The following is a 25,515-nucleotide window of genomic DNA, read 5'->3' as shown; positions in this document are numbered from 1 at the left end:
GAAAGCGCGTGCTGTCATTCGTCCTATGCCGTCAGGCTGAGTAGGTCGGGCGCGGCCGATCGCTTAAGATGCACCACATCGGTTCAATCGGGCAGCGCCCGTGCGGCGCGCGCCTCATCACATTGCACATTGGAGACGAAGACAGAACATGGGTGCACTCAGCCATATCCGCGTGCTGGACCTCACCCGCGTGCTCGCCGGTCCGTGGTGCGCGCAGACGCTAGCCGATTTCGGCGCCGACGTGATCAAGGTCGAGCGGCCAGGCGCCGGCGACGACACGCGCCACTGGGGGCCGCCGTACCTGAAAACGCCGGAAGGCGCGGACACGCGCGAAGCCGCCTACTACCTCGCGGCGAACCGCAACAAGCGCTCGGTGACCGTCGATATCGCCACGCCCGAAGGGCAGCAGATCGTCCGCGAGCTGGCTGCGCAAAGCGACGTCGTGCTGGAGAACTACAAGGTCGGCCAGTTGAAGAAGTACGGGCTCGACTATGAGTCGCTGAAGGCCGTGAAGCCCGACCTCGTCTATTGCTCGGTGACGGGCTTCGGACAGACAGGGCCGTATGCGCAGCGCGCGGGGTATGACTTTATCGTGCAGGGCATCGGCGGGTTCATGAGCATTACGGGCGAACGCGACGGCCAGCCGGGCGGCGGCCCGCAGAAAGCGGGCGTGGCGATCGCGGACCTGATGACGGGCATGTACTCGAGCGTCGCGGTGCTGACGGCGCTCGCGCACCGCGACCGCACGGGCGAAGGCCAGTACATCGACATGGCGCTGCTCGACGTACAGGTCGCAATGCTCGCCAACATGAACTCGAACTTCCTCGCGAGCGGCAAGGCTCCAGCACGCTGGGGCAACGCGCATCCGAACATCGTTCCGTATCAGACCTTCCAGACGAGCGACAGCTGGATCATCGTCGCGGTGGGCAACGACGGACAGTTCCGCAAGTTCGTCGAAGCGGGCAAGCGCGCGGATCTGGCCGACGACGACCGCTTCGCGACCAATCCCGAGCGCGTGCGCAACCGCGAGACGCTCGTGCCGATCCTCGCGGAGATGGTCCGTACCCGCAGCAAGCACGAATGGATCGATGCACTCGAAGCGGCGGGCGTGCCCTGCGGCCCGATCAACGATCTGGAAGAGGTGTTCGAGAACGAGCAGGTGGTCGCGCGTGGCATGGAGGTTCAATTGCCACATCCGTCGGGCGGCACCGTGAAGCTGGTGCGTAATCCCATCCGCATGAGCGCGACGCCGCCCGAGGCACAGGCCCATCCGCCAACGCTCGGCGAGCATACGGAAGCGGTCCTGCGCGATGTGCTCGGATACGACGATGCGCGCATCGACGCGCTGAGGGGCCGGTCGGTGATCTGACGTTAGGCCGGGAGGCGGTGGGCTGCGGGTGGCTTGCTGCCGTAGGCTTCCCGCCGTCGGCGCACTGCAATTGAAGGCGTTCTGGCGAACGGCGGCTCCGGCACACGCCGGTTCCAGCTTGCGGCGGCAGAACCAGGCGCGCAGCGCGGCGCGCCCGTCGTCCCGGACCCAACCCTCAGTGCCTGAATCGCGCCGCTCTACCCGCAGCTCACGCCATCGAGCCCAGCCAGCGCTGCGCTTCTTCCCAGTCGCCGAGACCGCTGTCGGCGTTGATATGGCCGCGCGGGCCGATGTTCTCCCAGCGGCTGCCCCATGCCGTCGCACAGGCCTGCGAGAACGGCACACCGCCGTACGGATCGTCGGTGCTCGCAACGACGATCGACGGGAACGGCAGCTTACTCATCGGCACGGCGTCGAAGCCGGCCGCATCGGCGGGAAATCCAGGGCCAGCCGGATCGGGCACCGCGACGAGCAGCGCTCCCGCGACCTTCGCAAGCGCATCCTGCGAAGCATGGCGCGCCGCCCAGAACGCAACCGTCAGGCAGCCCAGGCTGTGCGCGGCAAGCAGAACGCGCGCTTTCGCAGCGGCGACGGCAGCGTCGAGCGTATCGCACCACTCATCGCAAACGGGATGATCCCAATCCCGCATCGGCACGCGCGAAAAGTTCGGATAACGCGCTTCCCAGCGCGTCTGCCAATGCCCCACGCCAGAGTTCATATAACCCGGCAACACGATCACGCTCTGCTGCTCCAACCCCATTCCTTGACCCCGTTCGTTTTGAGTTGTCGAAGTGCGGCATCGCGCCGCCAGCGCTATTGAATCACACGGCCCACGCCAACGCCGCGCGGATCGGCAGCCGGTTGCGGCGTCGAACCATCGATACGGATCATCTGCACGTCGCCGTTGAACGTCTGGCCCTGCAGCGTGTAGCCGCGCGCCGTCAACTGCTCGGCCAGCTCGCCATCAATGGGATGGTACGGCTCGAAGTAGATCGTCTTCTGCGGCAACAACTGATGGTGAAAGCGCATCGCGGCGAGCGCGTCGGCGGGCGGCATGTTGAAGTCGTACAGGTTCGTCATCACCTGGAAGATCGACGTGAAGATGCGCGAGCCGCCCGGCGTGCCGATCACGAGCGACACCTTGCCGTCCTTCGTCAGGATGGTCGGCGCCATCGACGACAGCGGCCGGCGTCCCGGTGCGATCGTGTTGACGTCGCCGCTCGTCACGCCGGACTGGTTCGGCACGCCGGCTTTCATCTCGAAGTCGTCCATTGCGTCGTTCAGCACGAACCCGCCGCCGTCGACGACCACGCCCGAGCCGAACGGCCCAGTCAGCGTGTACGTGTTCGACACCGCGTTGCCCCACTTGTCGACCACCGAGAAGTGCGTGGTCTGGGCCTTTTCCGGCATCGAGTCGCCGAGGCCCGGCTTGACGGGTGAGGCGCCCGGCACTTCGTCGGGCGTGATGTCCTCGACCCGCCTGGCGAGGTAGGCGTCGTCGATCAGCTTGTCGACGGGCACGCGGTACGAATCGGGATCGCCCATGTACTGCTGGCGGTCAGCGAACGCGCGGTCCTCGATCTGCGCGACCAGATGGATGTACGGCTCGGAATTGAGCGCCACGCCGTCGAACTGCGGCTTCAGGTCCGCCTTCATCTTCAGCAGCTGGATCAGTCCGATGCCGCCCGAACTGGGCGGCGGCGCCGTGACGATCTGATAGCCGTTCCAGCTGGCCGTCACGGGCTGGCGCCATACGGCCTTGTACTGCAGCAGATCCGCTTTCGTGAGCAGGCCGTGCCCGTACATCTGCCGCGCGATCAGATCGGCCGTCTGCCCTTCGTAGAACTCGCGGCCGCCGTCCGATGCGATTCGCGTCAGGGTCTGCGCAAGTTCGGGCTGGCGGAACGTGTTGCCCGCTTTCAGGTTCGAAAAATAGGCGTCGAAATTGGTCTTGCCGCCGAAGCTCTGCGATGCACCGTCGCGGCGCTTCTGCAGCCATGGTTCGACGGGGAAGCCGTCCGTCGCGTACTTGATGGCGGGCGCGAGCACCTGCTTCCATTTGAGCTTGCCGAACCGCTTCTGCGCTTCCCACATGCCGTCGACCGTGCCCGGCACGGCCACCGCGCGATGTCCGACGAGGCTCATGCCCTTGATCACGTTGCCCTTGTCGTCGAGATACATGTCGCGCGTCGCGCTCTGCGGCGCTTTCTCGCGGTAGTCGAGAAAGTACGGCTTGCCGTCCATGACCAGCGTCATGAACCCGCCGCCGCCGATGTTGCCAGCATCCGGGTACGTGACGGCGAGCGTGAAGGCAATCGCGACGGCTGCATCGACGGCATTGCCGCCTGCCGCGAAAATCTGCTGCGCGGCGTCGGCGGCATAGCGGTCGGGCGTCGCGACGGCCGCCGCGTCGAGCGCGGGCTTCGGCTGGGCCGTCTTGGCGTCGACGGCGGGCGACGCCGCCAGGCTCGCGATCAGCGCGCCCGTCAGCGCGAGCGTCGTGGCGAAGCGCGCATACGTGCCGCGCGCAACGACGCGGCCGGCGCTGGAACAGGAATCGGCGTGGGCGCCCGCATGGGATTCGGCATGCATGTCGGCGCCGGAAAGCGCGCGAGGCGCGCGCAGCATCGGAAGGGACATCCGAGGAACTCCGGGATAGATGGACCTGCCCGCGCGTGCACAGCGCATGGGGCGGCCGGCTCGCGGCAAGGACAGGTCGCGTGAAGCGGTGGGACGGGCATCGTATGCCCGGGCCCACGACAGAATAACGGAAACGCAGCGCCCGCCGAAAAACCGCGCGACGGGCGCATCCGATAACGAAAGCGCCGCTCGAAGGCGCGGGACAAGGCTCATGCTCGCCGCAAAACGCAATGGCAAACCGCTGCGATCATTAGCAACGGCGCTAGCCGGCGTGGGGCATGGCGCGCGACGCATGCTAAGCGTCCGCACCACACCGGGCCAACGCAATTTACCTCCTGTTACAGCGCCGATTGCGCCCCGGAAACGCTTCGATTTCAGTTGTTTTCGGCTGCGCGCCGCACGGCGCAAGCTAAAGACTGTCGCCGAATGTGTCGTCAGGTAGAATTGACAGACTAACGGACGCATATAGTGTCCAGGACCGACTTTCTCCTTCTCGCATGAACAACGATCGCAAAGACGCCGAGCGCAACGAAGCGCCCGTTTCCAATTTCATCCGCAACATCATCGACGACGACAACCGCTCCGGAAAGTGGGGGCAGCGGGTGGAAACGCGCTTCCCGCCGGAACCGAACGGCTATCTGCATATCGGCCACGCGAAGAGCATCTGCCTGAACTTCGGCATTGCGCAGAGTTACGGCGGCATCTGTCACCTGCGCTTCGACGACACGAACCCCGAAAAGGAAAGCTTCGAGTACGTCGACTCGATCGTCGACGCGGTGAAGTGGCTCGGCTTCGAGTGGAACGCCGAAAGCAAGGAGCACCTCTACTTCGCGAGCGACTACTACGACAAGCTCTATGAGTTCGCCGAACTGCTGATCACGCGCGGCAAGGCGTATGTCGATAGTCAAACGGCGGAAGAAATGCGCTCGAACCGCGGCTCCGCGACGGAAGTCGGCACCCCGTCGCCGTTCCGCAAGCGCAGCGTCGAAGAAAACCTCGACCTGTTCCGCCGCATGAAGGCGGGCGAGTTCAAGGAAGGCGAGCACGTGCTGCGCGCGAAGATCGACATGTCGTCGCCAAACTTCAACATGCGCGACCCGGTGATCTACCGCATCCGCTTCGCCCACCATTACCGGACGGGCGACACGTGGTGCGTGTACCCGATGTACGACTACACGCACTGCATCTCGGACGCGCTCGAAAACATCACGCATTCGCTGTGCACGCTCGAGTTCGAAGACCACCGGCCTCTGTACGACTGGATTCTCGACGAACTCGCCGAGGCCGGCATCTTCACGCGCCCGCTGCCGCAGCAAATCGAATTTTCGCGCCTGAACCTGACGTACGCGATCACCAGCAAGCGCAAGCTGCTGCAACTGGTCAACGAAAACCACGTGGACGGCTGGGACGATCCGCGCATGCCGACCATCGTCGGCGTGCGCCGCCGCGGCTTTACGCCGGACAGCATCAAGCTGTTCTGCGAGCGCATCGGCATCACGAAGGTCGATTCGTGGATCGACATGAGCGTGTTCGAAGGCGCGCTGCGCGACGATCTCGACGACAAGGCGCCGCGCGCGACCTGCGTGCTCGATCCGCTGAAGCTCGTCATCGACAACTATCCCGAAGGTCAGTCGGAACCATGCAGCGCGCCCGTCCACCCGCATCACCCCGATCGCGGCGTGCGCACGTTCCCGTTTTCGCGTGAATTGTGGATCGAGCGCGAAGACTTCATGGAAAACGCGCCGAAGGGCTATTTCCGGCTGTTCCCGGGCAACAAGGTGCGTCTGAAGTACGGCTACGTCGTGGAATGCACGGGCTTCGACAAGGACGAGAACGGCAAGGTCACGGCTGTCCACTGCAACTACTTCGAAGACAGCCGTTCCGGCACGGAAGGCGCGAACAACTACAAGGTGAAGGGCACGATCCATTGGATCAGCGCGACCCAGGCGGTGCCCGTCGAAGTGCGCGTCTACGACCGCCTCTTCAAGGAAGCACAGCCCGACGCGGGCGGTCGCGATTTCCTCGAGGCGCTCAATCCGGATTCGAAGCGCATCATGCACGCCTACGTCGAGCCTGGCCTGGGCGAGGTCGAGCCCGAAGCGCGCTATCAGTTCGAGCGTCACGGCTACTTCGTCGCTGACCGCTATGACACGAAACCGGGCAAACCCGTATTCAACCGGATCGTCAGTCTGCGCGACAGTTGGGGAAAGCCGGCGTAAGCTGATTGTCTGGTTGCGTCACCGCGGCATGCGGCGCATTCGGCGCGCATGCCGCCGTGTCCCGCGACGGACATCGCCAGGCGACAGCAGGACGATGCGGCCGGAGTGATTGCTGCCGGCTCAGGGGGAACGATGAAGGTTGCAATCAAATACAAGCTGGTGGCGATCGCGGCCGTGACGCTGGCATCGCTCATGTCGCTGACGGCGCCCGCGCATGCCGAAGAGCTGACGGGCACGCTCAAGAAGGTTCACGACGACGGTGTAATCACGCTGGGCGTGCGCGAAGCGTCGATCCCCTTTTCCTATTCAAACGGCGACCAGACGGTCGGCTACTCGCAATCGATCGCGCTCGCCATCGTCGAAGAAATCCGGAAGACGCTCGCGATGCCGAACCTCAAGGTGCGCGAAGTCACGATCACCTCGGCGAACCGCTTCCTGATGCTGGTCAACAACCAGATCGATCTGGAATGCGGCTCGACCACCCATACGCGCGAGCGCGAAAATGTCGCCGCGTTTTCGAATAGCTTTTTCCAGTACGCGGTGCGGATGATCGCGCGCAAGAACGCCGGCATCAACGACTTCGCGGACCTCGCCGGCAAGCCCGTCGTCACGACGGCGGGCACGTCGGACGAACGGCTCGTGCGGCAGTTGAACAGCGAGAAGCAGTTGAATATGCGTATTGCGAGCGCGAAGGACCACTCCGACGCATTCGCAGCCGTGAAGGCGGACCGCGCAGTCGCGTTCGTGATGGACGAACCGATTCTGTACGGTTTTCGCGCCACCGACCCGCGCCCCGACGACTTCATTGTGACGGGCACGCCGCTCGGCTATGAGACCTATGCGTGCATGTTCCGCAAGGGTGACGCGCCGTTCCGCGAACTGGTGAACCGGGTGATCTCGAAGATGCAGACGTCAGGCGAGGCAGAGCGCCTCTACAACGTCTGGTTCACGCAGCCGATTCCCCCGCATGGCATCAACCTGAACTACCCGCTGTCGGCGGAAATGCGCACGATGTTCGCGCATCCGAACGACAAGGCGCTCGATTGAATCGATTGGAAAGCCTGCGCTACGCCGCGTCCAGCGCGCGGTGCAGGTCGGCGAGTGAGAGCGTGGTCTGAAAGAGCCGCGTGAGGCTGCGGCTCGCGTAATGCTCGACTTCATCGGGCGCGGCCCAGCGGAATGCATCCATCTCGGGAATCATCGTGCCGTCGGAGCGGCGCGGAAACATCGACGTGCACGTGCAGCGCGTGAGATCGAGCTCGCCCGCCAGGGCGCGCGCGGCGAACAGATGCAGATCCTTGTCCCGCCGATACACGAACAGGCCAAGGTCTTTCAGCCGCGCCGCGTCCACGGCGATACCCGTTTCCTCTTCCATCTCGCGCAGCGCCGTCACATGTGGCGCTTCGCCTTCCTCGCCCTGCCCTTTGGGAATATCCCAGTGGCTGGTTTCCGTCGCGTGCGCGAGCAGCACCCGCCCATCCGGGTCGAGCAACACGACGCCGCAAGAGATCGTGCGTGCGCTCAATTCTTCTTCTGCATCACCCAGTTGCCCGTGCCCTGACGGCAGAACTGCGGGTTCAGATTCATCGACTGGCCTTTGGCGCTCAACACGACGTGCATCTGACGGCATGTCCGGTCGCCCGATTTCGACGTGGCATCAGGCGTCAGTTGCGCCTCGATCCTCGTGCTATTGCGCAGGCCCTCGTTGTTCCAGGTAGACGACTCGCCGTCCTGCTTCTTGTCGAGCGCCTCGAACGCGGCCTTTCTGAGCGAATCGTTGTCGGCCTGCTTCATGTACGCGATCGGCGTGTCGTTCAGGAAGTTGAGATTGGTGGCATGCGCACCGATTGCGCCAGCGAGCAACAGCCCGCCCACTGTGAGTTGAAACGCGGCTCGGGTTCGCATCGACATGAAGTTCTCCGCAGAAGTCGGGTTCGGGCAAGCGTGGCGCGGCCGTGTTGAGGCCCGCGATCTGGACCTCAAAAGCATAGCACGCCGCCTACATGCACAGCTCGCGAGGCCACCATATTTGAGATAACGCCACCGGGCCTTAGGCCCACCGGAGGCTCGTTCAGGAGAATTTTAGGACACGTCCCATAGGCTCTCAGGCACGCGATCCATAACATGAGTCGAATCAAATTCAACCACGCTTCAAACGCTTTGCGCGTTGCGACTCTTGCTCATGGACCTCTCGTTTGCTCTCCAGTTTTTCGCCGCGATGCTGACGCTGACCTGCGTCGTTCTGGGCATGATCGTCATGCGTGTCGATCCCGCGCCGATGCCGACCATCGTACGTATCCACGGCCTGCGCCGCAGCCGGTGGCCGTGCGCGCTGACGCGAGCGGGCCTTGTGTGCCTGCTCGCGTCGTTCCTGCTGTTGATTGCCGGCTGTTATTTGCTGCTGACGACGTGAGCGTCAGCATGTTGCTGAGGCGCTTCCGGCTGATATCCGTCCGTCAGTGTCTTAAGGAATGCAACCACATCCTTGATCTCTGATTCATCCAGCGCCGGTTTGTCGCCGGGTTTGCGATCGAACGGCGGATCGGTATTCAGATTCGCCCAATACTTCTTCGGCAAATCGTCGAACTTCTGCACTTTCCCCTTTACGACCGGATAGAACTTATCCGGATTCGTATCGCGTTCGGCATAGAAGCGGACCACCTCTTCGAGCGAGTGATAAATCCCGTTGTGGAAGAACGTCTTGCGCAGCGCGACGTTGCGCAGCGTCGGCGTACGGAAAATACCGCAATACTCGTCTTGCCCTTTCAGATCGGTCCGTTCCGGACCGCACGCGCCCAGATCGTAGAAATGCGGATCGTGGTTCACGGCCAACGTGCGATTGCGCGGCACGCCGAGCGCGATCAGACCGAAGTCAGAGAACGCGGGCGCAGAACCGTCGAGAGCGCGCTGGCTGATGTGGCAGCTCGCGCAGTTGCCCTTGGTCTCGTCGTTGAAGAGCTGCAGGCCGTGCAGCTCGGCCTTCGTCAGTTGCGCCTTGCCGGCGAGAAACGCGTCGTACTTGCTCGTGTACGGATAGAACAGTTCCGGCGTCTCCTCGAACACTTCGAGCGCTCGCAGCACGGCCTTGAACGTCGCGTCGTCGCTATCGAACACGTGCTCGCCGAACGCGTCGCGGAACTGGTTCGCGTACGGCGCGGCCTTCACGGCCGCCGCCACTTTCTGCGGCGTGCCGCCCATCTCGAACGACGACGTCAGCGGCATGCGCGCCTGATCGTGCGCGCTGTTCACGCGGCCGTCCCACATCAGGCCGCCCGTCGGACCTGCGTCGACACTTTCGTCGCCCTCGTCGTCCGAATCGTGATAGTGCTCGGTGAAGGACGGCACCTTCTGCAGATACTTGATGTCGGGCGCGGCGCGCATGCCCTGCTGGCGCATGTCCTGGCCGCCCAGCTGCACGGAGAGCGCGTTCGGCGGTCCGAAGGCGTGCTGCGGGCTGTGGCACGACGCGCAGGCGAGCTTGCCCGAGCCCGACAGCGACGGATCGAAGAAAAGCTGCTTGCCGACGGCCGTCATCCTCTTGACGGACTCGTACACCTGGGCACGCGTCTGACCGCCAGCGGGCATCGCGGCTACGCCATCGGCAGACACTTTTTGCATCTGCGCGCCGCTCATTGACTGTTGTGCTGCTGCCGCCGCGTGAGCGGCATCGCTCTGCGCGCTGCCGGCATCGCAAGCCGCCAGCATCATCGAAACCGAAACACCCAGCGCGCCGAGCCATCCCGCGCGCCACGCCCGTCTTGTCTGAAGCCCCGCCACATCGCGCCACATATCTTTCTTACCTGCTCGTGTTGATTGACTGCGCGAGGTTATTTCACCGACATGTCGTCTAAATGACATATACCCGACGACATATTAAAAATCACAAGCAAATCGGAACCTTGATGTAAGAAATTAATCGTTCTGTCAAAAAGCCTTGCGACACTCTCGCCGCCGGTCATCCCGATGCGGATTCACCGCCGGTCCCCAACGCGAGAGAGATAAATCATGAACAAGAAACTGATCTGCGCGACGCCTATCGCGATCGCCGCAGCGATCGGGCTGTACGCATGTGGTGGCAATTCGAATTCGAAGCCGACGTTGTCTTCCGTGAAGAACGTCGTGGTCATCTACGCGGAAAACCGCAGCTTCGACAACCTCTATGGCAACTTCCCGGGCGCCAACGGCCTCCAGAACGTGACGGCGGCGAGCGCACGCCAGCTCGACCGCGACAGCTCCGTGCTGGCCACGCTGCCGCCCGTCTGGAAAGGCCTTACAGCTGCTGGCGTGACGCCCGTCATCACGCAGGCGATGACGGTCAATCTGCCGAACTCGCCGTTCGCCATCGACGATCCGGCCGGTTTCAACGCGCCGCTCAGCGCGACGACGCGCGACCTGTATCACCGCTTCTACGAGAACCAGATGCAGATCCACGGCGGCAAGAACGACATGTTCGCCGCGTGGGCCGATTCGGGCGGTCTCGTAATGGGCCACTACACGCCGAACGCCGACAAGCTGCCGCTCTATAAGCTCGCGCAGCAATTCACGCTGGCCGACAATTTCTTCATGGGCGCGTTCGGCGGCTCGTTTCTGAACCATCAGTGGCTGGTCTGCGCGTGTACGCCGTTCTACGCGAACGCCGACACGAGCGTCGCGAAGACGTCGATCTCCGCGGTCGAACCGGACGGCGTGTCGCTGACGCTCAAGTCGACGTCGGCGGCATCGGCGCTGACCGACGTGCCGACCTTCGTCAACTCGGGCAACCTCACGCCTGACTTCTACGCCATCAACACGATGCAGCCGCCGTACCAGCCGAGCGGCAACAAGCCGGCTACGGGTGGCGACGCGAATCTCGCCGATCCGACGGCCGCGACGACGCTGCCGGCGCAGACGAACCAGCACATCGGCGATCTGCTCAACAATGCGGGCGTGACGTGGGCGTGGTACGGCGGCGCATGGGGCAACGCGATCTCGGCGGTCCAGAACAACACGGCGAACGTGATCTACGGCGCGAACCTCAGCTCGCCGAACTTCCAGCCGCACCACCAGCCGTTCAACTACTTCGCCGACCTCGCGCCAGGCACCGACAACCGCGCGAAGCACCTGCTCGACGGCGGACTGAACGGCTCGGAGTTCATCAAGGCGATCGACGCCGGCGCGCTGCCGCAAGTCGCGTTCTACAAGCCGCAAGGCAACCTGAACGAGCACGCGGGTTATACGGACGTGTCGCAGGGCGATCAGCACATTGCGGATGTGATCTCGCATCTGCAGAAGAGCCCGCAGTGGAACAACATGGTCGTCGTCATCACGTACGACGAGAACGGCGGCTTCTGGGATCACGTCGCGCCGCCGAAGGGCGACCGCTGGGGCCCGGGTACGCGGATTCCCGCGATCATCGTGTCGCCGTACGCGAAGAAGGGTTTCGTCGATCATACGCAGTACGACACGACGTCGATCCTGCGCTTCATCACGCACCGCTTCAATCTGCCGAACCTGCCGGGCCTGACGGCGCGTGACAGCGCGCTCGTCGCGAACGGCGGCCAGGCGATGGGCGATCTGACCAACGCGCTCGACATCAACCAGTAAGCACGCAGCAACGCAGGCAGGCGGGCCCGTCGCCCGTCATCGACACAGTTCGGGCAAGCAACAGTCGCGCATTCATCCACGTTCGATGCGCAACGCTTCAGGGCAGCTTCGGCTGCCCTTTTTTATGGGCGTGTGATTCGGGGAGGATGGGAGAAAGATGGAGGACGTGCGCACACACGCGCAGACTGACTGCGTGGCCCACTTTGACCGGCGGCGGATAGATCTTGCCGGCTTCGATGTATCGACGCGCAGTGCGGATCGCAGGTGGTGGGTAAAACTCGCGCTTCAGCCAATCGTCTAGACCGATTTTCACCGAGACGCGTCCTGCGACGCGGGATCGGCGTTACTTGCTGACAGCCATCACGAACGCGTCGCTTTGATCGGTGAGCAGCAAGGCGGCGAGAATGCTGTTGCCATTCACGACCATGATGCCCGACACACGCTGATTCGGATAAAGGCAGGGAGCGCCGCCGAACGTGACGGCCGTGTCCCAGACGTTCTTGCCGTTGTGGGCGGAGAAGTTGCCGGCGAACGTGCAGCCGCTCACGCCTTGCCCGGAAATGCTGTTGCCGCTGATCGTGAGCGTGACCGTGTCGGCGGTCTTGACCGAACCGGCCGCGCCTGTGTACGTACCTTGGAACCTGGTCAGGTCGGGCACCTGATCATAGATCGAGCTGTAGCTGCCCGTGAACACCGTCGAGGTACCGAAGCCTGAGAACACCGTCGTCTTGCTACCCCCGATCGTGGTGACGAGCGATGCCTTTGCCTGCTAAAACCCCGTCACGCTCACACTGTCCACGGTGCTGCTGTTGACGCGGTAGTTCTTCGCATCCGACGCGAGCCTTCCATTCGCCGGGCTGGACGTTCCATTTACGACGCCCAGCACACTCGAGCCGTTCGTGTAGATGAAGTAGAGATTTCCGTTGTCGAGGACCGTGCCGGTGACCGCGTTGCCGCCGACGGAGTCCGTCCCCGTGTAGATGCCTTGCGCATCGGTGCTGGGCACCTGGGACGTGGCGGGTGCGCCTCCGTTGTCGCCGCCTCCGCACGCTGCCAGTGCGAATGCCGCAATTACCCCTGCTGTGATGCTTTTTTTCATGCTGCGTCACCCAGATTGCCTCGCTGTCACGAGCAGGCTTACCCGTACTCCTGCCCGGCCCTCATTCCGGGTTGATGCTGAATTCCATGATGTAGCTTACGCGATAGCGGCGTGTAGGGCCCTCGCATTTAGCTAGAACCCTTGTCGGCCGGACGCTACCGTGTCCGGCTCTTTTTGTCGATTGGCCAGACTGAGAGTCTTTGAGCCGGTCAGTCTGCTGGAATGTCCACAGTTTTGAGGACATCTTCGAGGTATATGCCTGGCCGTCAGCCAGCTTATAGGAGCGCTCGCGTGGCCTCTCGGACTGTACTGCAACGTTGGTAAGGGGCACCCGAATGGAGGGGGCATTGCCATGCCCCACAGCGATATGGATTGCCCCCAACGCTGCCCCCTGGGCGCGTGGATGTCAATGCCGAAACCTGGTGGGAAGGAGATACAAGAATCGCCGCAGGGCCCTAACTTACCGTCCTTTTTGGTAGTAGATCCTGGGGAAAGTTTGGTGCATCGATGGCCCCCCACGAGGAATCGAACCTCGATTTCAGGTTTAGAAGACCCGTGTTCTATCCGTTGAACTATGGGGAGGCGAAACCGGAATTTTAACCTGGCTGGACCTGATCGAAACTGGCGTCAGGCGCCGGTGCAAGCACGCCACGCATGCCGTGGCGCTCAAACAGAAAGGCCCGGCAGCTACGCCGGGCCCGCGATTATAACCGATCGAACCGCGCAATCAGGCCGGTTGCGGATGCGTCATGAACCAGCCGAGAAACACCACGCCCGCAATCACGCAGTACACGCCGAACGACGCAAGACGGCCGCGTCCTTCGAAATAGCGCATCAGGAAACGCACGCTCAGGTACGCGGCGATCGCCGTCAGCACGCCGCCCAGCAGCGCGTCGGCGAGCTGGCCCGGCGCGTGGAAGAGCTTCGGCAGTTCGAGGATGCCCGCCGCGAAAATAATCGGCGTGCCGAGCAGGAACGAGAACTCGGCGGCCTTCTCGGCTGTCAGGCCCGCGCCGTTGCCCGCGATCATCGTCAGGCCGCTGCGCGAGAAACCGGGAATCAGCGCGCCGATCTGCGCGAGGCCGACCAGAAATGCCTGCTTGAACGTCAGCTTCTCCGGCGCGCGGTGCACGCGCGCACGCTGAAGCCGGTCGCCCAGCCACAGCAGAATGCCGTTGACGATCAGCGCAATCGCGACGATGCGCAGATCGTGGAACACGCGTTCGAGGCGCTTCTCGAGCACGAGACCCACCAGACCGGCCGGAATCGTCCCGATGATGAGCGCCCACATCATATGGCCATCGTCATTGCGGCGGCCCGACAGCGACGCGAAAAAGCCGCTTACGAGCGCAATCCAGCGCGTACGGAAGTACCACAGCAGCGCGAACGCGGTGCCCAGATGCAGCGCGACGAGAAACGGCAGCAGTTGCGGTGCATGCTTGTCGATATGCATGCCGAAGAGAGCGGGAACGAGCAGCGTGTGACCAAGACTGCTCACCGGAAACAGTTCCGTGACGCCCTGCAGCACGCTCAAAAAGATCAAAAACGACAGGCTCACGCGTCGGTCCTTTTGAAAAGTGGGGAGGATGGCAGCTTGCCGGAGCATGACGTCCGGCATCTGAAGGCGGGTCGATTATGCCTGGGCGACCGGGGTGCGCCAAGGACAAAAATTCGCTTTTAACAGAATCTTGCCGCATTGCAACAAGATCGAAAGGATTATTACGACGATGAAAGCAAAAAGGCCCGCCTGGAAGGCGGGCCTGCGTGCGGAGGCTGCGTGGACCGTCGGTACGTGCCGACGGCTCAACGTGGATTCTCGTCGCCCCGTGTCAGCGTGTAAATTTATAAAAGAAATAAATCGTACTGCCCGTAAACATGCCGAACAGTGCCACGCTCATTGCCATTGCGAGATCCATCGCCCCTCCTGAAAACCGAGTGATCGGATCCGGCCGGAGCCGGTCTTCCTACACATTATCGATTGCGCTGACTGTGCGCCAACACCCGCAATTTCCCGAGAAGGGTTTCCCCGTAGCACAAAGGGGCGCAAAATCGGCGTCGCTGCGCTTTTCGCGCCACAATTGTGCACGCCGATCCCTTCCTAACCGCTTTCTATCGTCATTGCCATGCCTCAATTCCAGCAACAGGACATCATCGAGATCGCACGCGACGGCTCCTTGCTGCGCGTCGCGCCGCAGGCGGGCGGCCGCCTGCTGTCGTGGGACATCGACGGCCAGTCGGTGATCTTCTGGCCCGAGCAAGCGGACTGGAGCCAGCCTGCGCGCGTACGCGGCGGCAATCCGCTGCTGTTTCCGTTTCTCGGCCGCCATTTCGTCGACGGACAGATCGGGCGCTGGAAGGACGCGCAAGGCACCGTGCGCGATCTGCCCATGCACGGCTTTGCGCGCGACCTGCCGTTCGAGGCCACGGTCGACGAAGCCGCCCGCTCGATCAGCATGACGCTGACCGACAGCGACGCGACGCGCGCCGGCTATCCGTTCAGCTTCCGCTTCGAGGCAAAGTACACGCTCGTCGACGCGCACACGCTCGACGTCGACTTCATCACGACCAACACGGGCACGGCGGACAGTGCGCCGCTGCCCTACTACGCGGGCCATCATTTCTACTTCACGCTGCCGCACGCGCAACGCGGCGAGACGGTGCTCGAACTGCCCCGCACGGTGCGCCGCCATCAGCTGCCGGACGGCGCGATCAGCGAGGGTGAAGCCGGCAAGCCGGACTATCGTCTGGACGATCCGGGCATTCTGGATCGCTTCCATTGCCTCGATGGCGCGCCGGATCACGTCGTGCGGGTGGTCGCGCTCGGCCTGAACCGCAGCATCACGATCGATCTGCAGCGTCCCAACTCGGTGCCGTGGTACGCCGTCACGACGTGGACGGAAAAGCGTGAATCGGACTTCTTCTGCGTCGAGCCGTGGCTGGGTCTGCCCGATGCGATCCACAACGGCCTGGGGCTGCGCTGGCTCGAAGCAGGCGACACCGAAACAGCGTCGCTGCGCATTATCGTCGGCACGCTGCCCTGAGCGCCGCGCATCGCGCGCGGCACGATCGTCGCGCGGCGCCTCGACCCGAAAACGGGTGCTGCATCGCAAAACCGTTAGAATCTGGCGTTTTGCATCTGCCACGTGATCGGGATCGGCGCGCGGCAGCGTCTTGCGAGGTCCAAGTTGACTACAAAAATCAGACGGCTCGTCTGCGCGGCCATGGTCGCAGCACTGGCCGCATGCGGCTCGGCACCCGTGGGTCCGGGCTACTATCGCGTCGAACGGGGCGACACGCTGTACAAGATCGCGCGCAGCAATCGCACGTCGGTCGAGAGCCTGACGCGCTGGAACAAGCTGTCGAACCCCGATTCGCTCGAGGTCGGCCAGGTGCTGCGCGTCGCGCCGCCGCCCGGCACGGCGACGGCCAGCACGGGTTCGTCCCGCGGCAGCGCCTCGGGCAGTGGTTCGGCGGGCGCATCGGCGAATGCGTCGTCTGCGTCGCGCAGTGCGGCCGCAGATACGCCTGCGGCGCCCGCGTCGTCGATCTCGCTGATCTGGCCGGCGACGGGCAACGTGGTGCGCGGCTTCGACGGCAACAACTCGAAGGGCATCGATATCGCCAACGCTGCGGGCACACCCGTGTTCGCCGCGGCGGGCGGCACCGTCGTCTATGCGAGCAATGGCCTGCGCGGCTACGGCAACCTGCTGATCATCAAGCACAACGCCGACTATCTGACCGCGTACGCGCACAACCGCGCGCTGCTCGTGAAGGAAGGCGAGACGGTCCAGCAAGGCCAGAAGATCGCCGAGATGGGCGACTCCGACAACGACCGCGTGATGCTGCATTTCGAGCTGCGTTACGCCGGCCGGTCGATCGATCCGGCGCGCTCGCTCCCGCCGCGCTGAGGCGCTGTCCCGCCGCATCACGACGGGAACCCGCGGGAACCCGATGGACCGTGCGGCGCTCCATCATGGATGGCAGGCGGGCACGCTCCGTGCCACGCCTGTCGACACCGCGTTCATCCGCGCAACGACACACAGAGGACACTCCGATGAAAAACGCCCTTGCGGCAGTCCGTGCGACGGCGACGAGCCTCGCGATCCTCTCTCTGGCGAGCCTGGCAGGCTGCGCCAGTTCCGGTTCGACGACACTCACCTATCTGCCCAACGGCGAGACAGGCTTCGCGATCAACTGTAGCGGCAGCGATGCGAGCCAGAACTGGGGCGAATGCTACAAGCGCGCGGGCGAGGCATGCGGCGCCTATGGCTACGACGTGGTCTCGAAAGATGTCGACACGGGCGGCACGGCAGGCGGCACGCTTGGCGGCGTGCTCGGCGCCAACGTGAAAAACCGCTCGATGGTGATCCGCTGCAAGCAATAGCCGGCACTCGCGCGTCGTCCGGTTTTCATTGCGTGAGGAATCGGGATAGGGGCAGGCCTCGCGGCCCGCCCCCTCCCACGCCACCGTGCGTACGGGTCCGTACACGGCGGCTCGGATCGGTTAGCCGGCTGGACCGACCGAGGGAAGTCCAAGAGAACGTAGATACCGGTTTGGCAGTGCGAGACCCAGCGCGGGGCTACAACTAAGGCGCCATGCATTGTGCGGCGATCCAACGGTCCGAGCGGCTAGATCACGGCTAACCCCGCGGGCAGTCAACTCCTTGAAACGGGTCCGGCCACGCTTCCATTGCTTCCAGAAGAAGCAGCGGATGCGGCGACGAATCCATTCATCGAGGCGCTTCAACACGCTTGGGGTTTCGCAGAAACCAAAGTAGCCACGCCAGCCAGTGAGATACCGCTTCAGCGTACCAATCATCTGGTCGACGCTGATGCCTCGTGTGCGCTGTGTCAGTTCCCTTATCCTCTCCTTGAAGCGGGTCAGTGCCTTGGGCGCAATGCGCCGTTTGACCTGTTCCCGGCTCGAGAAGGTAAAACCCAGAAACTTCCGCGTGTGTGGTGGCGCGACTGCGCTCTTCGCTTCGTTGACCGTCAGCTTGAGCTTGCCAGTGAGGAAGGCTTTAAGGCCGATCATCACTCGCTGGCCGGCGCGTTCGCTACGTACGTAGACGTTACAATCGTCGGCGTACCTCACGAACCGCAGTCCGCGTTGCTCAAGCAGCTTGTCAAGATCGTCGAGCATCAGGTTGGATAACAGCGGCGACAGGGGACCGCCTTGTGGCGTGCCTTCGTCCGTTGCACCAACCAGCCCGTGTTCCATCACGCCTGCCGTCAGGAACGCACGGATCAGCTTCAGCATACGCTTGTCGCTGATCCGGCTTGCCACCCGGCTCATCAGGATATCGTGGTTCACGCGGTCAAAGAACTGCGCCAAATCCAGGTCTACCACCCAGCCATGTCCTGCCTGGATGTAGCCCTGCGCGCGCGCCACGGCCTGATGCGCCGAGCGTCCCGGACGGAAGCCATAACTGGAGTCCGAGAACGTCGGGTCCCACTGTCTTTGCAGCACCTGCAATACCGCCTGCTGGACGAGCCGGTCGAGCGCAGAAGGGACGGTCAGCGCGAACTACACAAGCGCTCAACGAGCATTTGGGTTGGGCGGAGATCTGTCATCCATTTCATCCGCTTAAGGGCCAACGCTTTCCGGTGCTGAAGAGGCGACGCGTCTCGGGTATCGAAACGCTGATCGTGGGTCACGCAAAGCGCGGTAGTTTCAGCATTCCCCGCGAATGGACCGATTGGGGCTCGCCGGTTGCCGATCCGCAGGCCCCGGCATGCTACTTCGATCCCGGCATGCTGCTGGATCTGGTTGCCCTGATCGAGCAGATCACCGCGTCAACTTCTACGAACTCGCCGATCAAGGGAGCTTGATCAATGAACATTCGTGACCTACTATCAGACCAGTTAATCACGTGGTCTGATAATGGAAGATATTCCGTCGTCCACCCTCCGCAAACGACGCGCCGAATTACTGCGGCAAATGCCGGCTCTGGACACGCTGCTCAGGGGCTCCCTCATCGAACGCTACAAGCGCTGCGGCAAACCCGGCTGCAAGTGCGCGGATGGCCCAGGCCATGGCCCCAAGTACTACCTCTCCGTGAGCTTCCCCGGTCGTCGTCCGCAAATGGATTACGTGCCACAGGCCGATCACGCCGACGTCGTCGAGCGCCTGGCGAGTTATCACCGGGTGCGCGAGATCATCGAAGAGATCTGCGAGATCAACCGCGAACTGTTACGTCGCCGCGAGGCACTCTAAGGAGACCCGGTGAGCCAGCCTCTGCCGCTCACCATCTCCATCGATCCGCATCTTGCCGGCGTGCTCATTGCCAACATGCTCGAGGCCTGGCTTGTGGCCGGGTTCGACCCGGCACCGATCGAGGAGACCGCCGATGAACCCCAAGATCACGCAACAGCATCACAGCAAACCGGCGTACATCTATATCCGCCAGTCGACGCTGGCTCAGGTACGCCACCATCACGAGAGTACCGAGCGCCAGTATGCGTTGAAGGACAAGGCACTGGCACTGGGCTGGCCAGAGACCGCGATCCGCACGCTGGACCGGGACCTCGGTCAGTCGGGCGCACAGATGGCGGGACGCGAGGACTTCAAGACGCTCGTAGCGGATGTCTCGATGGGACAGGTGGGCGCGGTGTTTGCCCTGGAGGTGTCACGCCTGGCACGCTCGAATCTGGACTGGCACCGGCTGCTGGAGTTGTGCGCGCTCACTCATACGTTGGTTATCGACGCCGACGGCTGTTACGACCCTGGCGACTTCAACGACGGGCTGTTGCTGGGCCTCAAGGGAACGATGGCACAGGCGGAGCTACATTTCTTGCGCGGGCGCCTCCAGGGAGGCAAGCTCAACAAGGCGCAGAAGGGAGAATTGCGGTTTCCTCTTCCTGTCGGCCTGTGCTACGACGATCAAGGGCGCATCGTCCTTGATCCCGACGACGAGGTGCGCGGCGCCGTTCAGCTGGCGTTTCGCCTGTTTCGTGAAACCGGTAGCGCGTACGGCGTCGTCAAGCGCTTTGCCGAAGATGGTCTGCGGTTTCCCAGGCGCGCGTACGGCGGGGCCTGGGCAGGCCAGATCATCTGGGGGCAACTCAGTCATGAACGCGTGCGTGGGCTGATCAAGAACCCGTCTTACGCGGGCGTCTATGTCTTTGGACGCTACCAGTATCGCAAGCACATTACGCCCCAAGGGGATGTGCGCACGCACATGAAGGCGGTACCAAAGGCGCAATGGCGCGTTCATCTGCCGGAACATCACGAGGGATACATTACCCCGGATGAATTCGAGCAGAATCAGGTGCGCCTGGCACGCAATCGCACTAACGGCGAAGGAAACATGCTGAACGGTGCAGCTCGTGAAGGACTCGCGTTGCTTCAGGGCCTGCTGGTGTGCGGCTGCTGCGGCCGGGCCATCACGGTACGCTACCAGGGGAACGGCGGCATTTATCCGGTCTATGTGTGCAACTGGCGGCGCCGTGAAGGTCTGGCAACCCGGGACTGCATGAGCGTGCGCAGCAACCTGCTAGACGCCGCGATCAGCGACGCGGTGATCAATGCGCTGCGCCCGGCCGAGCTCGAACTCGCCCTGACGGCGCTGAAGGAACTTGAGCAACGTGATCAGGCCATCATGCGTCAGTGGCATATGCGCATCGAGCGAGCCGAATACGAGGCCGCGCTTGCCGAACGACGCTATCAGGAATGCGATCCTGCCAACCGTCTGGTTGCGGGCACCCTCGAGCGGCGCTGGAACGACGCGTTGCTTCGCGTCGAGTCGATCAGGACGGAAGCCGCGCAATTCCAGAGCCAGAAAGCGCGCGTTGTCACGGCGGAACAGAGGGCCCAGATCCTTGCTCTGGCCTGTGATCTGCCGCGCCTGTGGGGCGCACCAACGACTGCCGCGAAGGAACGCAAGCGGATGCTGCGACTGCTCATCCGCGACATCACCGTAGAGAAATTGTCCGGGCAACGGCAGTTCGTTCTGCATGTGCGTTGGCAAGGCGGCGTCTGCACCGACATCACCGTCAATCTGCCCAGGCCACGTCCCGAAGCGATACGCTATCCGGCGGAGACCGTCGAGCAGGTCCGCCAGGCAGCGCGAAGTATGTCCGATCCGCAAATCGTCGCACGCTTCAATCAGGCGGGGCTCCGCAGTCCTTACGGCAAGCCCTTTACGCTCGCGATGATCAAATGGGTCCGCTTCAGGTACGGTATTGCGCCGGCCTGCCTGACGCGTCCTGACGAACTCACCGTGCAGCAACTCGCCAGTCGATTGCAGGTGAGCACGTACGTCGTCTATTACTGGATCGACCGCCGTATCGTCGAAGCACGCAAGATCGACGGCCGGGGAGCGTGGTGGATCACCCTGGACGCCACGAAAGAGCATCAGCTTCAGAACTGGATCCGCAATTCAGGGCATCTTCAACCGTAGCAGTCCAGCATTCAACTGTGAGAGGTGCATTATGAGATCGCCGTCGGAATGCCGAGCTTGCGCACGCCACCTCCGTCCGGCTTGGGTATCTCGACTCGTCTCACAGGTTGGGGCTTGTACGTGCCGTTCAGCAGCGCGTCCTTTATCGACGGCCAATGCTCACGCAGGTACGCCGGTAATGCCTGAACCGTCATGCCGTCCACGCCCGGTGCACCCTTGTTCGCTTTCACACGCTTCAACGCCTGCTGCAGGTTCTCCCTCTCGCAGACTTCTTCCATCAGTCGGTCACAAGCCGACGGGCTTTCAGGCTCGGGGTCCGCCGCCATAGGTTCAGCCCCTCGATCAGCAACCACCGGGGCTTCACCCCTTCCTCTGCTATCAAGGACGCGATGCGTTTTCTGCTGCGTTCCCATGTCGAGTTCTCCGGCTTATTCGCCGCTCCTCTCCGTTTGGGCCTTCAGGCGTCGCCGCCCTAATATGCCCGCTGCTGACTCCTGCTCGGCGATCAATAGCCCTTACGAGCCGTTCAGTCCTGATTCCAGGACACCAGGCAGGCCTCCCGGGGTAAGCACAACCGCCTTCGCCACACACCCGCCAGATTTACCACCCCAGCACTTGATGGTTGTGGACTTCGCGATCATTGGCTCGCTCGTCCGGCCGGGTAGGCCTCGTATCTGGTTTCTGTTCGTCAGGTCGTGGCTTTGCTACGCGCTTCCTTCAGACCCCGCCTCGCGACGACGCCCTTGCGTTTCGCTAGCCCTTCGCCACCATCAGGCTGGGCAGGGGACTTTCACCCCCAAGCTGTTGGGCATGCTCGGCACACCAAAAAAATGCCCGGCACGAGGCCGGGCAAACGGGGGTTCGGCGCATATCGGCAAAGGACCGGTTCACCATGCGCCGAGACGAAATCTAGCAACGCCCCTATACCCACGCAATCGATTAATTGTGCAAATAGTGTGAGTCGGCGCACGGTTTCAAGACGAACTGAATGTCGCACCCGTCTATTTGCAAACCGAATCAACGCGCGATTGCGCATTCAATTCGCACTCGGCGCAATAGCGCGCCACCCCGAAACCCAAGGCTGACGGGGGTTTCGGAAGATCGTGAAAGGATTCCGCGTGAATTGTTCTGCACTGCGATATTCGTCGATTTCAAGCATTTCGCTTCACTTCCCGCAATAGCGGGACTTGGTGCGCCAACGCACCCTTCCGTTGCGATTCTTGCGGTGAATTCCTCAGATTTAACGAATTCGCGATCTTCCGTTTAACGTATTCAAATGCGGGCGGACACGGCGATTAAAGCGCGTGACGTGAAGGCATTTATCCGCGTATTCGCACCGCAAGGCATTGGCGAGCGAAGTCGCGAGGTGTCGCCTATGGTTTGGTTTATAGTTACGCCCGCCCGTGCCGGCGCATGCCGCCGACACGCCCCCACGCACGAATGCCATGCTGCCTGCTAACACCATGACCTCCCCCGACACCCCACAAAGCCCGCTCTACGAGAAACTGCTCGGTGAAACCGCGAAGATCGGCTGGACGGAACTCGAACGCTTCTTTGCGCGCGGCATGCTGCTGCGTGTCGCGCGCGATCTCGATCTGGTGAGCGTCGCCGAAGCGATCGCAAACGACGATACGACGCAGGTCACCCAATGGCTGTCGGCGGGACTGGTCGAGCGCGTGCAGGCGGAGACGGCTGCCGACTTCGCCGCGCGGGACCCCGAACTGTGGGCCGTGGTCGTATCGCCGTGGGTCTGCGTGCAGGAACGCGGTTGAGCAATAGCGCGGACGACAGCGTCGCGTCGGACCCGCCACACGCGAGCGCCGATGCCGTGCCGACGCGCTGGCATCGGCGCGTGTTGACGCTCGCGTTCCCCATCGTCCTCGCCAATCTGACGCAGCCGATACTCGGCGCCGTCGACACCGCCGTCGCCGGGCATCTCGACAGCGCGTCGTATCTCGGCGGCGTGGCGCTGGGCGGCCTGTTCTTCAATTTCGTGTTCTGGGGCTTCGGCTTTCTGCGCATGGGCACGACGGGGCTCGTCGCGCAATCGTTCGGCGCGAACAATCAGGCCGGCCTGCGCATGAACATCGTGCGCGCGCTGTTGCTCGCGTTTGCGATCGGCGCAGCCATCCTGGCGACGCAGGTTCCGCTAATCGATTTCGCGGTACGCGCGATCGGCGGCAGCGACGACGTGCAGCGGCACGCGCGCGCCTACTGTCACGCCCGCATCTGGGCCGCGCCGCTTGCGCTCGGCAACTATGTCGTACTCGGCTGGCTGCTCGGTACGCAACGCGTGCGCGTTGCGCTTGCCACGCAAGTGTTCATCAACACGGCGAACATCGTGGCCGTATTGCTGTATGTGTATGCGTTCGACTGGGGCGTGGCGGGCATCGGCGCCGCCACGGCGACGGCCGATGCGCTTGGCTTCGTGTTCGGTGCCGTCCTGCTCTGGCAGATGCGTCCGCGCGGGCTGCCCGCGCTCGAGCGCGCCGCGCTGTTCGATCGCGTTGCGCTCAGGCGCATGGTGACCATCAACCGCGACATCTTCGTCCGAACGATGTGCCTGCTAGGCGCGTTCGGCTGGTTCGCGCATCTGGGCGCGAAACAGGGCGACGCGACGCTGGCCGCGAACGCGCTGCTCCTCAACTTCCAGACGTTCATGGGCTACGGGCTCGACGGCTTCGCACATGCGGCTGAAGCGCTCGTCGGCGCGGCCATCGGCGCGCGCAACCGCGATGCGTTCCGCCAGGCCGTCAAGGTGACGCTGCTGTGGTCGGCGCTCGGCGCGCTGGCGTTCTCGCTCGTCTACTGGACGGCGGGCGCGTGGATCATCGAGCGGCTCACCGATCAGACCGTAGTGCGGGCAGCGGCAGAAGCCTTCCTGCCGTGGACCGTGCTGTCGCCGATCGTATCCGTGTGGGGCTTTCTGCTCGATGGCGTGTTCATCGGCGCGACGCGCACGCGCGATCTGATGACGTCGATGGTCGTGTCGCTAGGCGTGTTTCTCGCGGCTTCGTGGGCGCTCGCCGGCGCGCACGGCAATCACGGACTGTGGGCGGCGCTGACGATCTTCATGGCCGCGCGCGGCCTCACGCTGCTTCGCCTGTTGCCGCGTCTTGCGCGCGATGTCGGGTCTGATCTGTCGGCGAGCCGCGCGTAGGTGCGCGTTGAAGAGCGCGCCCCGTCGTACGCTTATTTTGGCGCGTCGGGCGCGTCGATCATCGAAGGCGGGCGGGTGTCGGTCGGCACGCCGTGGTAGTCCGCCGGGTCTTTCGGCGGCACGTGATGGTGAACGGTCGGATCGTCGGCACACGCCGACAGGGCGAACAGCGAAAACAACGATGCAGCCAGCAGGAAGCGCTTCATAAACTTTTCGGACAAGGTGTGAGCATCGACGGATGACGTCGCGGGCCACGAGTCTAACCGCAAAGCGCAATGTGCGCCGCCGAACCTGGATATCCACCGCATTGCGCGATCTTGCATCGCCTGTTCTACTATGTACACAGGGTCGTTTTCGTCGAAGGAGGCCGCCATGGATGCCGAATCGATCGCAGGTCTGGTTGGACTCGCCATAGGGTTGCTGGTGCTTGTCGTGCTGTCGGTGTTCGAGTCGCGCACCTATCGGCGCGAGCATCAAGGCGAAGGCATGATGCATCACTGGCTTGCCGAGCATCACGTCCTGGACAGAATGCGCCGCAGACACTGAAACCGGATGCGCCGCGACTGCGGCGCTACCCTTTGTGACCGCCTGAATTTTCGTCCGGTTCACGCGTCGGTTTGGCCTCGACGCGCGACATCCTCATTTGCGCGTCCGGATTCCCGAGCACGCGCTATCTCCCGTCCTTTTTGCCCCGCGGCACCGCCTCATGCCGGGCACATGGTTTGCTCATCTGTAACGCATAGAGCGCGCATTCCGCGCGCTCGACACTCCGGCCGCCCGCGCGCGCACGGTCGCTGCCTGTACGCGCCTACGCGGTCTCCATTTGTGGCCCGGCCATATAAGGAGAGATAACATGACCCTCGGAACCATTCTGCTGATCGTGGTGATCCTGCTTTTGATCGGCGCCCTTCCAAGCTGGCCGTACAGCCGCGAATGGGGCTATCGCCCGACCGGGCTCGTCGGCATCGTGCTGATCGTGGTGATCGTGTTGCTGCTGATGGGCCAGTTATGACTTTTTTGACGCGAGGGTTTGACTTGTCGTC

26 protein-coding genes, 1 tRNA gene and 1 pseudogene are annotated in these 25,515 nt (G+C 63.2%); 15 read left to right on the top strand and 13 right to left on the bottom strand.

Annotation, left to right across the window (positions count from 1 at the left end; genetic code table 11):
• Positions 1 to 148: 148 nt before the first annotated feature.
• The gene (locus H1204_RS05445) at positions 149 to 1,369 is read left to right on the top strand and encodes a CaiB/BaiF CoA-transferase family protein (RefSeq protein WP_180730280.1); all 1,221 of its coding nucleotides are present in this window, start codon (positions 149 to 151) and stop codon (positions 1,367 to 1,369) included.
• Between the two features lie 208 nt (positions 1,370 to 1,577).
• Here H1204_RS05445 and H1204_RS05440 read toward each other — a convergent pair whose 3' ends face one another.
• Both H1204_RS05440 and ggt read right to left on the bottom strand, forming a co-directional pair.
• Positions 1,578 to 2,129, bottom strand: a complete 552-nt coding sequence (locus H1204_RS05440; RefSeq protein WP_180730278.1) for an alpha/beta hydrolase — start codon at positions 2,127 to 2,129, stop codon at positions 1,578 to 1,580.
• Positions 2,130 to 2,182: 53 nt separating this feature from the next.
• Positions 2,183 to 4,009: a gamma-glutamyltransferase gene (gene ggt / locus H1204_RS05435; RefSeq protein WP_180730277.1), complete on the bottom strand. Its 1,827-nt coding sequence runs from the start codon at positions 4,007 to 4,009 to the stop codon at positions 2,183 to 2,185.
• A gap of 497 nt (positions 4,010 to 4,506) precedes the next feature.
• On the opposite strand from ggt, the gene H1204_RS05430 reads away from it, so the two are divergent.
• Together H1204_RS05430 and H1204_RS05425 are read left to right on the top strand one after the other, a co-directional pair.
• Positions 4,507 to 6,228, top strand: coding sequence for a glutamine--tRNA ligase/YqeY domain fusion protein (locus H1204_RS05430; RefSeq protein WP_180730275.1), 1,722 nt, complete (start codon positions 4,507 to 4,509; stop codon positions 6,226 to 6,228).
• A gap of 132 nt (positions 6,229 to 6,360) precedes the next feature.
• Positions 6,361 to 7,275, top strand: coding sequence for a transporter substrate-binding domain-containing protein (locus H1204_RS05425; protein ID WP_180730273.1), 915 nt, complete (start codon positions 6,361 to 6,363; stop codon positions 7,273 to 7,275).
• A gap of 19 nt (positions 7,276 to 7,294) precedes the next feature.
• Here the strand turns inward: H1204_RS05425 and H1204_RS05420 are convergent, their stop codons facing one another.
• Together H1204_RS05420 and H1204_RS05415 are read right to left on the bottom strand one after the other, a co-directional pair.
• A complete protein-coding gene (locus H1204_RS05420; RefSeq protein ID WP_180730272.1) occupies positions 7,295 to 7,753 on the bottom strand; it encodes an NUDIX hydrolase in 459 nt (152 codons plus the stop codon).
• Positions 7,750 to 8,139 (bottom strand): hypothetical protein, encoded by a 390-nt coding sequence (locus tag H1204_RS05415; protein ID WP_180730270.1) that lies wholly within the window; start codon positions 8,137 to 8,139, stop codon positions 7,750 to 7,752. Before H1204_RS05415 ends, H1204_RS05420 begins: the two co-directional genes overlap by 4 nt.
• 271 nt (positions 8,140 to 8,410) lie before the next feature.
• Between H1204_RS05415 and H1204_RS05410 the strand changes: the two genes are divergently transcribed.
• Complete coding sequence (locus H1204_RS05410; protein WP_180730269.1) at positions 8,411 to 8,641, top strand: hypothetical protein; 231 nt, start codon at positions 8,411 to 8,413, stop codon at positions 8,639 to 8,641.
• On the opposite strand, the gene H1204_RS05405 is transcribed toward H1204_RS05410, so the two are convergent.
• A complete protein-coding gene (locus H1204_RS05405; protein ID WP_180730267.1) occupies positions 8,620 to 10,017 on the bottom strand; it encodes a cytochrome c peroxidase in 1,398 nt (465 codons plus the stop codon). The two genes, H1204_RS05410 and H1204_RS05405, sit on opposite strands and share 22 nt — an antisense overlap.
• Positions 10,018 to 10,233: 216 nt before the next feature.
• Here H1204_RS05405 and H1204_RS05400 point away from each other — a divergent pair, with 216 nt between their 5' ends.
• A complete protein-coding gene (locus tag H1204_RS05400; RefSeq protein ID WP_180730265.1) occupies positions 10,234 to 11,811 on the top strand; it encodes an acid phosphatase in 1,578 nt (525 codons plus the stop codon).
• Positions 11,812 to 11,908: 97 nt separating this feature from the next.
• Here the strand turns inward: H1204_RS05400 and H1204_RS05395 are convergent, their stop codons facing one another.
• The 5 genes from H1204_RS05395 to H1204_RS05375 form a co-directional block, all read right to left on the bottom strand.
• A complete protein-coding gene (locus H1204_RS05395; protein WP_180730264.1) occupies positions 11,909 to 12,124 on the bottom strand; it encodes an excisionase in 216 nt (71 codons plus the stop codon).
• A 30-nt stretch (positions 12,125 to 12,154) separates the two neighbouring features.
• Positions 12,155 to 12,532 carry a hypothetical protein gene (locus tag H1204_RS05390; protein WP_180730262.1) on the bottom strand — a complete coding sequence of 126 codons (378 nt, stop codon included), beginning with the start codon at positions 12,530 to 12,532 and terminating at the stop codon, positions 12,155 to 12,157.
• Between the two features lie 48 nt (positions 12,533 to 12,580).
• Positions 12,581 to 12,910: a hypothetical protein gene (locus H1204_RS05385; protein ID WP_180730261.1), complete on the bottom strand. Its 330-nt coding sequence runs from the start codon at positions 12,908 to 12,910 to the stop codon at positions 12,581 to 12,583.
• A 510-nt stretch (positions 12,911 to 13,420) separates the two neighbouring features.
• Positions 13,421 to 13,492: transfer RNA gene (locus H1204_RS05380), tRNA-Arg, on the bottom strand.
• A gap of 145 nt (positions 13,493 to 13,637) precedes the next feature.
• Positions 13,638 to 14,468 (bottom strand): undecaprenyl-diphosphate phosphatase, encoded by an 831-nt coding sequence (locus H1204_RS05375; RefSeq protein WP_180730259.1) that lies wholly within the window; start codon positions 14,466 to 14,468, stop codon positions 13,638 to 13,640.
• A gap of 565 nt (positions 14,469 to 15,033) precedes the next feature.
• On the opposite strand from H1204_RS05375, the gene H1204_RS05370 reads away from it, so the two are divergent.
• The 3 genes from H1204_RS05370 to H1204_RS05360 all read left to right on the top strand — a co-directional run bounded on the left by H1204_RS05370 (position 15,034) and on the right by H1204_RS05360 (position 17,294).
• Positions 15,034 to 15,951, top strand: coding sequence for an aldose epimerase (locus H1204_RS05370; protein WP_180730258.1), 918 nt, complete (start codon positions 15,034 to 15,036; stop codon positions 15,949 to 15,951).
• A 180-nt stretch (positions 15,952 to 16,131) separates the two neighbouring features.
• A complete protein-coding gene (locus H1204_RS05365; protein ID WP_180730875.1) occupies positions 16,132 to 16,818 on the top strand; it encodes a peptidoglycan DD-metalloendopeptidase family protein in 687 nt (228 codons plus the stop codon).
• A 146-nt stretch (positions 16,819 to 16,964) separates the two neighbouring features.
• Positions 16,965 to 17,294 carry a hypothetical protein gene (locus tag H1204_RS05360; RefSeq protein ID WP_180730256.1) on the top strand — a complete coding sequence of 110 codons (330 nt, stop codon included), beginning with the start codon at positions 16,965 to 16,967 and terminating at the stop codon, positions 17,292 to 17,294.
• A gap of 120 nt (positions 17,295 to 17,414) precedes the next feature.
• Here H1204_RS05360 and ltrA read toward each other — a convergent pair whose 3' ends face one another.
• Positions 17,415 to 18,431 carry a group II intron reverse transcriptase/maturase gene (gene ltrA / locus H1204_RS05355; protein ID WP_180730874.1) on the bottom strand — a complete coding sequence of 339 codons (1,017 nt, stop codon included), beginning with the start codon at positions 18,429 to 18,431 and terminating at the stop codon, positions 17,415 to 17,417.
• 29 nt (positions 18,432 to 18,460) lie between these two features.
• Here ltrA and H1204_RS05350 point away from each other — a divergent pair, with 29 nt between their 5' ends.
• The 3 genes from H1204_RS05350 to H1204_RS05340 all read left to right on the top strand — a co-directional run bounded on the left by H1204_RS05350 (position 18,461) and on the right by H1204_RS05340 (position 21,312).
• Positions 18,461 to 18,742 carry a Y4bD/Y4pK family protein gene (locus tag H1204_RS05350; RefSeq protein ID WP_180728675.1) on the top strand — a complete coding sequence of 94 codons (282 nt, stop codon included), beginning with the start codon at positions 18,461 to 18,463 and terminating at the stop codon, positions 18,740 to 18,742.
• A 52-nt stretch (positions 18,743 to 18,794) separates the two neighbouring features.
• A complete protein-coding gene (locus H1204_RS05345; RefSeq protein ID WP_180730254.1) occupies positions 18,795 to 19,127 on the top strand; it encodes a DUF6788 family protein in 333 nt (110 codons plus the stop codon).
• Positions 19,128 to 19,260: 133 nt separating this feature from the next.
• Positions 19,261 to 21,312, top strand: a complete 2,052-nt coding sequence (locus tag H1204_RS05340) for a recombinase family protein (protein ID WP_180730253.1) — start codon at positions 19,261 to 19,263, stop codon at positions 21,310 to 21,312.
• Between the two features lie 41 nt (positions 21,313 to 21,353).
• Here H1204_RS05340 and H1204_RS05335 read toward each other — a convergent pair.
• Positions 21,354 to 21,725, bottom strand: a pseudogene (locus H1204_RS05335) (group II intron reverse transcriptase/maturase); the annotation flags it as partial.
• Between the two features lie 1,050 nt (positions 21,726 to 22,775).
• Here H1204_RS05335 and H1204_RS05330 point away from each other — a divergent pair.
• Entirely contained in the window at positions 22,776 to 23,084 is a 309-nt protein-coding gene (locus tag H1204_RS05330) for a DUF2288 domain-containing protein (RefSeq protein WP_131244566.1), read from the top strand.
• Positions 23,081 to 24,472, top strand: a complete 1,392-nt coding sequence (locus tag H1204_RS05325; protein WP_180730251.1) for an MATE family efflux transporter — start codon at positions 23,081 to 23,083, stop codon at positions 24,470 to 24,472. The genes H1204_RS05330 and H1204_RS05325 overlap by 4 nt, the downstream gene beginning before the upstream one ends.
• A 32-nt stretch (positions 24,473 to 24,504) precedes the next feature.
• Here the strand turns inward: H1204_RS05325 and H1204_RS05320 are convergent, their stop codons facing one another.
• A complete protein-coding gene (locus H1204_RS05320) occupies positions 24,505 to 24,678 on the bottom strand; it encodes a hypothetical protein (protein ID WP_180730249.1) in 174 nt (57 codons plus the stop codon).
• Between the two features lie 166 nt (positions 24,679 to 24,844).
• Here H1204_RS05320 and H1204_RS05315 point away from each other — a divergent pair, with 166 nt between their 5' ends.
• On the top strand, positions 24,845 to 25,018 hold the full coding sequence (locus tag H1204_RS05315) for a hypothetical protein (protein WP_180730248.1): 174 nt from the start codon (positions 24,845 to 24,847) through the stop codon (positions 25,016 to 25,018).
• A gap of 307 nt (positions 25,019 to 25,325) precedes the next feature.
• A complete protein-coding gene (locus H1204_RS05310) occupies positions 25,326 to 25,484 on the top strand; it encodes a DUF3309 family protein (protein WP_042306980.1) in 159 nt (52 codons plus the stop codon).
• The last annotated feature ends 31 nt before the right edge of the window (positions 25,485 to 25,515 follow it).

Origin of the sequence: Paraburkholderia sp. PGU19, from assembly GCF_013426915.1 — a bacterium.
In the GTDB taxonomy this organism is placed as follows: Bacteria; Pseudomonadota; Gammaproteobacteria; order Burkholderiales; family Burkholderiaceae; genus Paraburkholderia.
Note: the sequence above shows the minus strand (reverse complement) of the source record. Positions and strands in the feature narration are given on the sequence as shown.

What these genes read in the sequence shown, in the direction of transcription:
- H1204_RS05445 (WP_180730280.1), top strand. Translation starts at nt 149, where the DNA reads ATGGGTGCACTCAGCCATATCCGCGTGCTGGACCTCACCCGCGTGCTC.
- H1204_RS05440 (WP_180730278.1), bottom strand. Translation starts at nt 2,129, where the DNA reads ATGGGGTTGGAGCAGCAGAGCGTGATCGTGTTGCCGGGTTATATGAAC.
- ggt (WP_180730277.1), bottom strand. Translation starts at nt 4,009, where the DNA reads ATGTCCCTTCCGATGCTGCGCGCGCCTCGCGCGCTTTCCGGCGCCGAC.
- H1204_RS05430 (WP_180730275.1), top strand. Translation starts at nt 4,507, where the DNA reads ATGAACAACGATCGCAAAGACGCCGAGCGCAACGAAGCGCCCGTTTCC.
- H1204_RS05425 (WP_180730273.1), top strand. Translation starts at nt 6,361, where the DNA reads ATGAAGGTTGCAATCAAATACAAGCTGGTGGCGATCGCGGCCGTGACG.
- H1204_RS05415 (WP_180730270.1), bottom strand. Translation starts at nt 8,139, where the DNA reads ATGTCGATGCGAACCCGAGCCGCGTTTCAACTCACAGTGGGCGGGCTG.
- H1204_RS05410 (WP_180730269.1), top strand. Translation starts at nt 8,411, where the DNA reads ATGGACCTCTCGTTTGCTCTCCAGTTTTTCGCCGCGATGCTGACGCTG.
- H1204_RS05405 (WP_180730267.1), bottom strand. Translation starts at nt 10,017, where the DNA reads ATGTGGCGCGATGTGGCGGGGCTTCAGACAAGACGGGCGTGGCGCGCG.
- H1204_RS05400 (WP_180730265.1), top strand. Translation starts at nt 10,234, where the DNA reads ATGAACAAGAAACTGATCTGCGCGACGCCTATCGCGATCGCCGCAGCG.
- H1204_RS05385 (WP_180730261.1), bottom strand. Translation starts at nt 12,910, where the DNA reads ATGAAAAAAAGCATCACAGCAGGGGTAATTGCGGCATTCGCACTGGCA.
- H1204_RS05370 (WP_180730258.1), top strand. Translation starts at nt 15,034, where the DNA reads ATGCCTCAATTCCAGCAACAGGACATCATCGAGATCGCACGCGACGGC.
- H1204_RS05365 (WP_180730875.1), top strand. Translation starts at nt 16,132, where the DNA reads ATGGTCGCAGCACTGGCCGCATGCGGCTCGGCACCCGTGGGTCCGGGC.
- H1204_RS05360 (WP_180730256.1), top strand. Translation starts at nt 16,965, where the DNA reads ATGAAAAACGCCCTTGCGGCAGTCCGTGCGACGGCGACGAGCCTCGCG.
- H1204_RS05345 (WP_180730254.1), top strand. Translation starts at nt 18,795, where the DNA reads ATGGAAGATATTCCGTCGTCCACCCTCCGCAAACGACGCGCCGAATTA.
- H1204_RS05340 (WP_180730253.1), top strand. Translation starts at nt 19,261, where the DNA reads ATGAACCCCAAGATCACGCAACAGCATCACAGCAAACCGGCGTACATC.
- H1204_RS05330 (WP_131244566.1), top strand. Translation starts at nt 22,776, where the DNA reads ATGACCTCCCCCGACACCCCACAAAGCCCGCTCTACGAGAAACTGCTC.
- H1204_RS05320 (WP_180730249.1), bottom strand. Translation starts at nt 24,678, where the DNA reads ATGAAGCGCTTCCTGCTGGCTGCATCGTTGTTTTCGCTGTTCGCCCTG.
- H1204_RS05315 (WP_180730248.1), top strand. Translation starts at nt 24,845, where the DNA reads ATGGATGCCGAATCGATCGCAGGTCTGGTTGGACTCGCCATAGGGTTG.
- H1204_RS05310 (WP_042306980.1), top strand. Translation starts at nt 25,326, where the DNA reads ATGACCCTCGGAACCATTCTGCTGATCGTGGTGATCCTGCTTTTGATC.